Source organism: uncultured Methanobrevibacter sp., from assembly GCF_902771435.1.
GTDB lineage: Archaea > Methanobacteriota > Methanobacteria > Methanobacteriales > Methanobacteriaceae > Methanocatella.
Window position 1 is genome coordinate 1 of record NZ_CACXXB010000047.1, and the last position, 7,965, is coordinate 7,965.

Sequence of the window (7,965 nt, forward strand, 5' to 3'; positions counted from 1 at the left end):
TTGGTACAGTGAACGACACAGTTGTCCTGAACGTTGGAATTGTTTCCAATAGTGATGGAGTCTGTATCTCCCCTTACAACAGCACCGTGCCATATGGAGACATCTTCTCCGAGTTCAACATTTCCAATTACCTGTGCGCCTGGGCATATTACAATAGAGTCTTTTTTATTTTCCATAATATCGCCGAATTATTCTTTCTTTTTATTTTTGTCTTGAATGATATGATTTTGTTTTACCAATACGCGTGTATCAGAGGGTACATCATCATACAACAAAACCCCTGAACCTATAGTGGAATTGTGGCCCACCTTAACACCAGGTGAGAAGCTTGAGTTGATTCCTGTCTTTACGGAATCACCGATGATTGAACCAAGCTTACGTCTTCCACTGTCCATCATTATGTCTTTGATTTTTGTTTTTACAGATTTATTGTCAAAACGCAGGTTGGCAATGTTTGTACCTGCAGCTATATTACAGTTTGAACCTATTACTGAGTCACCGACATAACTCAGGTGACTGACATTGGTGTTTTCCATTACAATGGAATTTTTGATTTCAACGGCATTTCCGACATGAACATGATCTCCGAAATAGGAATTGCCTCTGATATATGAATTAGGACCTATATCGCAGTGTTTTCCAATGTATACGTTTCCTTCAATGTATACCCCTGAACGGATAATGCTTTCCTCATCCAAAAATATTTCACCATGAATATGAACGCCATCTTCAATTGTTCCCTTGATTTCTGTTTTTAAATTGCTTATTAGCTCTTCATTAACTTCGATAAGCTCCCATGGACGGCCCACATCAATCCAATCCTTGTTTGTCCTATGGCCAATTACTTTTTTGCCGTCAGCAATCTGTAAGCTAACTGAATCTGTAATCTCATATTCTCCACGTTCGGAAAGCTCTGTCTGTCTGATTTTTTCAAATATGTCCTTGTTGAATATGTAGATACCGGCATTTACAAGGTTGCTTGGAGCCTCTTCTTTTTTAGGCTTTTCCACAATGCTTTTGATATTTCCGTCCTCAATTTCAACAACACCGAATGCTGAAGGGTCATCAACTTCAGTCAGAACCATCAGAGTATCAGGATTCATGTAATTGTATTTTTTAATAATTTCATGGATGATTTCATTGTCCAGAATGATATCTCCATTTAAAACAATCAGACTATTCTCGATAAAGTCTTCACCATAAGAAATGGCGTTTGCGGTTCCGAGGAAATCCTTTTGGGTAGCATATGTTATGTTAACCCCGAATTCACTACCGTCACCAAAGTATGACCTTACCATTTCCTCTTTATAACGTACAATCAATAAGATATCCTTAATACCATTATCCCTTAACGATTCAATGTTATATTGGATAATTGGCTTTCCAGCTACTGGCAACATGGTTTTAGGCTTTGTAAGTGTCAATGGCCTCATTCTAGAACCTTCACCAGCACTTAATATAATTGCTTTCATTTTCTATCCCCATAAAAATTATATAATAATATTATATGTTTAACTCTCATCTTATAAATTAATTTTTCTAAAAACAAATGACTAATTTTAAATAATAGTTGGAATATAGTAGAACTATATTAGCTATGCTAATAGCCCAAAAACACAAAGGAGATTAATAAAATGACAGTATATGTTTGTTTACACTGCGAATACAGATTTGATTCAGAAAAAGGTGACCCTGCTTACGACATTCCTGCTGGAGCAACTCCTGCAGACATGCCAGAAGGTTGGGCTTGCCCAGAATGTGCAGCTTTAGGTATTGAAGCATTTATTGCAGAAGAAGAATAATTCTTCTTCTCAAAACTTTTTTTATTTTTTACTGAAAAACTATTTTTTTACACTCTTTTTACTAAATTAATTAAAGATTTCAAACGACTGAACCATTTTGCGGTTAAAAAAAAGTATTTTGAAGATATTAAATATCTTCACAGATTTTCTTTGATAATTTTTACGCAGGATTCCTTAATATCCTCTGCTCTTTGGGCGTCCCTTGACTCCAGGGTTATTCTGATATAGTCCTCGGTTCCGGACGGCCTTACAAGCACCCAGCTGTCATCTGCAAATGTCAATCTTACACCGTCGATTGAATTTATATCGCAAATGTCATCAAATTCGGATTTTAACAGTTCCTCCATATTTTCCATGACCCTGATTTTGGCCTCCTTGGAACAGGTTATCTTTTCACGGATATTCGGATATGACGGGATTTCATCTAAAAGGTCTGATAATTTTCCCTTTTTGGATACCAGTTCAGCCATTCTCAATCCGGAAAGAATACCGTCAGGACACATGCAGAAGTCAGGATGCAGCCAAGTTCCGGAAGGCTCTCCTCCAAATGCCGCATTTTTCTCGATGATTACTTCAGCAACATTAACGTCACCGACAGGAGTTCTGAAAACTTCCCCCTTAACTGATTCATCCATGCACAATCCGGCATCCACGGTTGTTACGACATCCCCATCGAATTCCTTTGAAATCAATGCAAGAAGTGAGTCAAAAGGTGAAATGTTACCGTTTTCATCCACTGTAATCATTCTGTCCGCATCACCATCGTGAGCTATTCCAAGATCCGCGCCAATAGCTACAACAGTTTTCATCAGGTTACCGAGATTTTCCGCATTCGGTTCAGGGTTTCTTCCGGGGAAAAATCCGTCAGGCTGTGAGTTCAGGGTTGTGACTTCGCATCCTGCCTTTCTGAATACTAAAGGTGATATTTCGCTTCCGGCACCTGATGCACAGTCAATTACGACTTTTAAGCCCTCTTTGATGTCAACCATATCAACCAAATCATCAACGTATTGACCTTTGATTTGTTCATTGACGCTTAATTTTCCAATCTTATCCCATGCAACTGAGATATAATCCTTATTGGCATAGATTTCTTCGATTTTTGCCTCCTGTTCGGAAGTATATGCCATTCCGTTCTTGTTCCATAATTTGATTCCGTTGTATGGGGATGGATTGTGTGAAGCTGTAAGCATGATTCCCGCATCGGCATCGAGTTTTTCTGTAGCGTATCCGACCAATGGGGTTGGAACCATTCCTATTTTAATTACATTTACTCCGCTCTCCAAAAGTCCGGCACAAATTGCCTGGTCGAGCATCTTGTTTGTGGTTCTGGTATCATAACCTATTACTACAGTGCCTTCATTTCCCAAATAGTAAGCAAGTGATTTTCCGACATTCAATGCCAGCTCACATGTTACTTCAGAGCCTATCAGCCCTCTGATTCCGGATGTCCCGAACAGTTTTTTAGCTGCCATGTCATCACCCTATGCCCCAAACTTATGGGCATAATTCATTAAATCCATCATGATATTCATTACGTCTGCTCCTCTGATTCTGTTAAGTCCTCCTTTTGCACATGCCCTTTCGGAGAACTCTTTAACATCATCCACTCTCACTTCAGGACCTCTAATCAGTACAGGCACAGGATCTCCTGAGTGGTTTTTGACAGAAATTGGAGTTGAATGGTCAGCTGTAAGGTAAATATAAACATCTTCGAGTTTTATGAGTTCGCTCATTACCACTTCATCGACCTTTTCTATGAATTCCTTTTTCTCGATTGTCTGGCCGTCGTGGCCTGCCTCGTCCGCTCCGTCAATGTTGATTAGGAAAAAGTCATGTTCTGAGTTTTTAACCTGGTCTATGATTGTGTCCCTGATATTTTCCAGGTTGGTGTCAACTCCACCTGTGACATCTTCCATTTCAATGATGTCCATTCCTGCAAATCTGCCGATTCCCATAATCAGACCTGTCTCTGCAATGCATGCGGAGTTTACCTCATACTTTTCATTCAATGATTCGACAACAGGAACTTCACCGGCACCGCGAGGAATAACAATGTTTGCTGGAGGTTCACCCTCCTCGATTCTTTTTACGTTGACTGGGTGGTCTTTAGTCATTTCATATGTTTTTACGACTAATTTGTTTAAGATGTCTGCAGTCTTTGCCGCTTCCGGTGTGTCATCCAAAGGTTTTACCTCTTTAGGTTTGTTGCCTTCCACTTTAGGGTCGGCATCACTTACCTTGCCGGAAAGGCCTTCGCCCCTCAGGACCAGAACTGCCCTGTGTCCGGTGGATTCCTTGAAAATAATTTTAATGTCAGGATAGTCTTCCAATACCATTGTGTTCAATACGTCAACGATTTCCTTGGTTCCCTGTTTGATTCTTCCGGCACGTCTGTCTGTAACAATCAAATCATCGTCAACAGTTGAAAAGTTACATCTGAATGCGATGTCTCCCGGCAAAACTTCAACACCTACTCCGTTTGCTTCAAATGGCCCCCTTCCAGTATATACGACATAAGGGTCATAGCCTAAAATTGACAAGTGTGCGGTGTCACTTCCAGGAATGATTCCCGGAGCAATTGAGTCCATGATTCCAGTAATTCCTTCTTCCGCCATCTTATCCATATTTGGAGTATGTGCGGCTTCAAGAGGAGTTTTATTTCCTAATTCTTTAATTGGACGGTCACCCATACCATCCATAATTAAAATAAGACCTTTCATAAATATCACCTAAAATATAATAATATAATTTTTGTGTCTAATAGTTAAAATAATTTGTTTAAAAACAAGTTTAAAAATCTAAAATGGAGTTTATTTAAAAAAAATTATAACAGTAAAATTCCAGCAAGTGCACCTACGATTGTTGCAATCAGGTTTACATGTTCATTGGTAATCAGATGCCTGTTTTCAAACACGGCCCCCAAAATACTGTCCATAAAGCAGCCAACAGTTCCTGAAATTATAGCAACCCCAATAGCCAAAAGAGGATTTGGCATTATGCCCAACAGATATGCAGCAATACCGATTACTGCCGCACCGACAATACCGACAGCAGTTCCCAAAACTGACACCGCCCCATTGGTACCTGGATCCACTTTCTGCAATGTTGTAATCAAACGTGGATGAGGATCCAATACGCCGATTTCAGAAGCCAAAGTGTCGGAAGTTGCTGTTGCAATTGCGCCGATGAAACCTCCTACAAACGGCAGGTAATAACCTCCGAAAGCGGCCATGAAACAGGCCACAACACCATTTGAAATAACGTTCTTGGAGGTTCTCCTTCCTTCAAACTCGCCCAATGACTGTTTGTACTTTTTGGAGAATTTGGTGGCAAGCAAAGACATGACCAGGAATAAAACGATTAACAAAAGCCAGTTGGCGCCCGCCGAAAAAATGATTATGATTCCCATGACTATCATCACTACAGAACCTAGCACATCCAGGGATTTCCTATAATATGTAACAAAACCTAAAATAAACAGGAGTATTACATATATCCAGTTAACCATAACTTCCTCAACCATACAATCAACAAGCCTACTTTTTTATAATGTTTATTTAAAATAATATAAAAACATTATCAATAAAGAAAAAGATTTTACCGAAATAATGTTAAAATAAAACAAGATTATAAAATATCAAATTAATTTAAAACCCTTGCAAAAAGAGCCATGATTAAATTGAATAGAAGACCAATCAAACAAAAAAAGAAATGATATATACTCATGTTGACAAATATAGTGTTATAAGACTGTAATTTATTGGAGACCCATTATGAAATTCGAAAGAGTTTTTGAGTCATATACTTATGAGCGCTTTGGAGAAATTTTGTACATCCTACACAAGAACAACAGAAAATATCTCAATGATGCACTGGCGGAATATAACCTGAATCTGCTTCAGGCAATGTGCATTCTAACAATCAGCCGAAAAAATGACATCACACAAAAAGAACTTACAGAAATCCTATATCTGACAAAAAGCGGAATTACAAAAGCAATAAATAAACTCCATGCGGAAGGGTTTGTTTTTAAAGAGAAATCTGAAAAGGACAATCGAAAATATGTCCTGAAGTTAACTGAAAAAGGTGAAAAAATTATCCCGATTCTGAATGCAATCAATGACGAATGGGAAGAAAAGATCGGATTGACCGAACTTGACGACGGATTTAAAGAAACCCTTAAGGACATGACATACAAGTCCATTGAACTGAACTTGGAAAAAGAATAACCATCATCCAAATTACTTATTTTTTTGCTTCGAAAAAAGTGTCGATTTACTTTAAAATTCGAATGATTAAATTAAAATTATTTTCAAAACTATTAAAAATATTGATTGAATTTTCGATTAAATGAGATACTGTTTGCAAAACTAGATTAATGTTTTACAGTCATCTACATGTAACGATAAAATTTTATAAAAAAAGATAAAAAATTAGGAAAATTATTTCCTAAATCTTCTGATTTGAGTTGTACCGATAGCTAACAGGACCAACAGTAATATTAACAGTGGATTACCTGTAGGATAGTTTGAAAGTGAAACTCCATCATTATTTTTAGATACTGCATTATCTGATGGTGGAACATCATGAGATCCGTCATCCTCTACAAGCACATTAGTTACGGTATCGTTGGCATCATAGTTTTCATCACCAGAATAATGGACATTTACTTTATGATCGCCTTCGGATAAACCAGGAATTCTGAACCTTGCTTCACCGTTGATAACCGGAGCTGTGTATTTGTTGCCTTCAACTGTTATTGTTACAGTTCCTGTTGCATCGCTTGGAAGTTTTACAACAATATCTGCATCTTCACCAATAACAATAACATCACCAGTAGCAGATACAGGAGCTTTAGCCTTATTTACTGTGAATTTGACAGATGTTTCGCTTGGCAAGTACTTGTCATCACCTTCATAGGACACTTTTGCTGTGTATGTTCCTGCAGGAAGTTTTGGAATGATTACTTTGGCTTTGCCGTTGATTATATCTCCATAGTATCCGACACCATTAATGTCAACCAATACCTGACCTGTTGCATCTTTTGGAACTGTTACTGTAATTACCTCATCGCTGACGACGGCTGTAATGTCTTTTGCAGTAGCCTTAATAGTTGATGGGACTTTTGAAACAGTGAATTGTGCTGTTGTAGAGTTCCATTCATAGGAATCACAACCATCATATCTTACAGCAACTGTTTTTTCACCTTCTTTTAAGTCAGGAACATTGAAAACAGCTTTTCCATTTTCAATATCTGCACTGTATTCAACACCGTTGATTTCAATAGTCACTTTACCTTCAGCATCGCTAGGAACAGTTACAGTGATTACTGCAGTGTCTCCAACGTTAATGTCTTCAACCTCAACGCTTATTGGAGTTGGGTGTTTTGGAATACTTACTGTTGAGTTTACTTTTTTAGGTGAGTGAGTCTCATCACCGGAATATGCAACTTCGATGTTTTTAGTTCCAGGAGTTGCATCATCCAATTTGATAGTTGCAGTGCCGTTAACAACTTCAGCAGTGTAAGTTTTGCCGTCAACAGTTACAGTGACATTACCTGTAGCATTATCACCAACAACAACCACAACAGTACCATTACCATTGTCAATTACTTTCATGTCAGGAACTTCCTTAGCCTTCTCAACAGTCAAATTACCAATAGTGTAATTAGAGACGTAATTATCATCACCATCATAAACAACAGCAACAGTATGATCACCAGGAGCCAAGTCATCAACAGTAACAACAGCCTTACCATCCTTAATCACAGCAGGGCTCACCCTCTTTAGCTTCACCAATCTCAACACTGATAGGTGCATCATATTTAGGAGCAGTTATCTCGGAAGTAGCGTTAGATGGCTCGTGAGTATCGTCACCTGAGTAAATTACTTCAATTTCATGAGTACCAGGAGTTACATTACCGTCCAATTGAACAACAGCAGTACCATTAACAACTTCGGCAGTGTAATTTTTGCCGTCAACAGTTACAGTGACATTACCTGTAGCATTATCACCAACAACAACCACAACAGTACCATTGCCTTGATCGATAACAGTCATATCAGGAACTTCCTTAGCTTTCTCAACAGTCAAATTACCAATAGTGTAGTTGGAATTGTAATTATCATCACCATCATAAACAACAGCAACAGTATGATCA

The 7,965-nt window shown here is 38.3% G+C and carries 9 protein-coding genes; 2 read left to right on the forward strand and 7 right to left on the reverse strand.

The genetic code is table 11. From position 1 onward, the window contains the following. Together QZU83_RS09395 and glmU are read right to left on the reverse strand one after the other, a co-directional pair. On the reverse strand, nt 1-176 hold a 176-nt coding region (locus tag QZU83_RS09395), incomplete at its 3' end, for a gamma carbonic anhydrase family protein (protein ID WP_394350262.1). A gap of 12 nt (nt 177-188) precedes the next feature. Next, a complete protein-coding gene (glmU, locus tag QZU83_RS09400; RefSeq protein WP_295611740.1) occupies nt 189-1,472 on the reverse strand; it encodes a bifunctional sugar-1-phosphate nucleotidylyltransferase/acetyltransferase in 1,284 nt (427 codons plus the stop codon). Nucleotides 1,473-1,634: 162 nt separating this feature from the next. Between glmU and QZU83_RS09405 the strand changes: the two genes are divergently transcribed. Further along, a complete protein-coding gene (locus QZU83_RS09405) occupies nt 1,635-1,802 on the forward strand; it encodes a rubredoxin (protein ID WP_295611742.1) in 168 nt (55 codons plus the stop codon). Between the two features lie 137 nt (nt 1,803-1,939). On the opposite strand, the gene glmM is transcribed toward QZU83_RS09405, so the two are convergent. The 3 genes from glmM to QZU83_RS09420 form a co-directional block, all read right to left on the reverse strand. Then, the gene (gene glmM, locus QZU83_RS09410; protein WP_295611744.1) at nt 1,940-3,277 is read right to left on the reverse strand and encodes a phosphoglucosamine mutase; all 1,338 of its coding nucleotides are present in this window, start codon (nt 3,275-3,277) and stop codon (nt 1,940-1,942) included. Between the two features lie 9 nt (nt 3,278-3,286). Further along, the gene (locus QZU83_RS09415) at nt 3,287-4,525 is read right to left on the reverse strand and encodes a 2,3-bisphosphoglycerate-independent phosphoglycerate mutase (protein ID WP_295611746.1); all 1,239 of its coding nucleotides are present in this window, start codon (nt 4,523-4,525) and stop codon (nt 3,287-3,289) included. A 104-nt stretch (nt 4,526-4,629) separates the two neighbouring features. Continuing rightward, nucleotides 4,630-5,328 (reverse strand): TIGR00297 family protein, encoded by a 699-nt coding sequence (locus QZU83_RS09420; RefSeq protein WP_295611748.1) that lies wholly within the window; start codon nt 5,326-5,328, stop codon nt 4,630-4,632. Nucleotides 5,329-5,578: 250 nt separating this feature from the next. Between QZU83_RS09420 and QZU83_RS09425 the strand changes: the two genes are divergently transcribed. Beyond that, nucleotides 5,579-6,034, forward strand: a complete 456-nt coding sequence (locus tag QZU83_RS09425) for a MarR family winged helix-turn-helix transcriptional regulator (protein WP_295611749.1) — start codon at nt 5,579-5,581, stop codon at nt 6,032-6,034. A gap of 213 nt (nt 6,035-6,247) precedes the next feature. On the opposite strand, the gene QZU83_RS09430 is transcribed toward QZU83_RS09425, so the two are convergent. Both QZU83_RS09430 and QZU83_RS09435 read right to left on the reverse strand, forming a co-directional pair. Further along, entirely contained in the window at nt 6,248-7,573 is a 1,326-nt protein-coding gene (locus tag QZU83_RS09430; RefSeq protein ID WP_295611750.1) for an Ig-like domain-containing protein, read from the reverse strand. After that, nucleotides 7,566-7,965 (reverse strand): Ig-like domain-containing protein (locus QZU83_RS09435; RefSeq protein WP_295611751.1); only part of this gene is annotated, 400 nt, incomplete at its 5' end. The genes QZU83_RS09430 and QZU83_RS09435, both read right to left, overlap by 8 nt.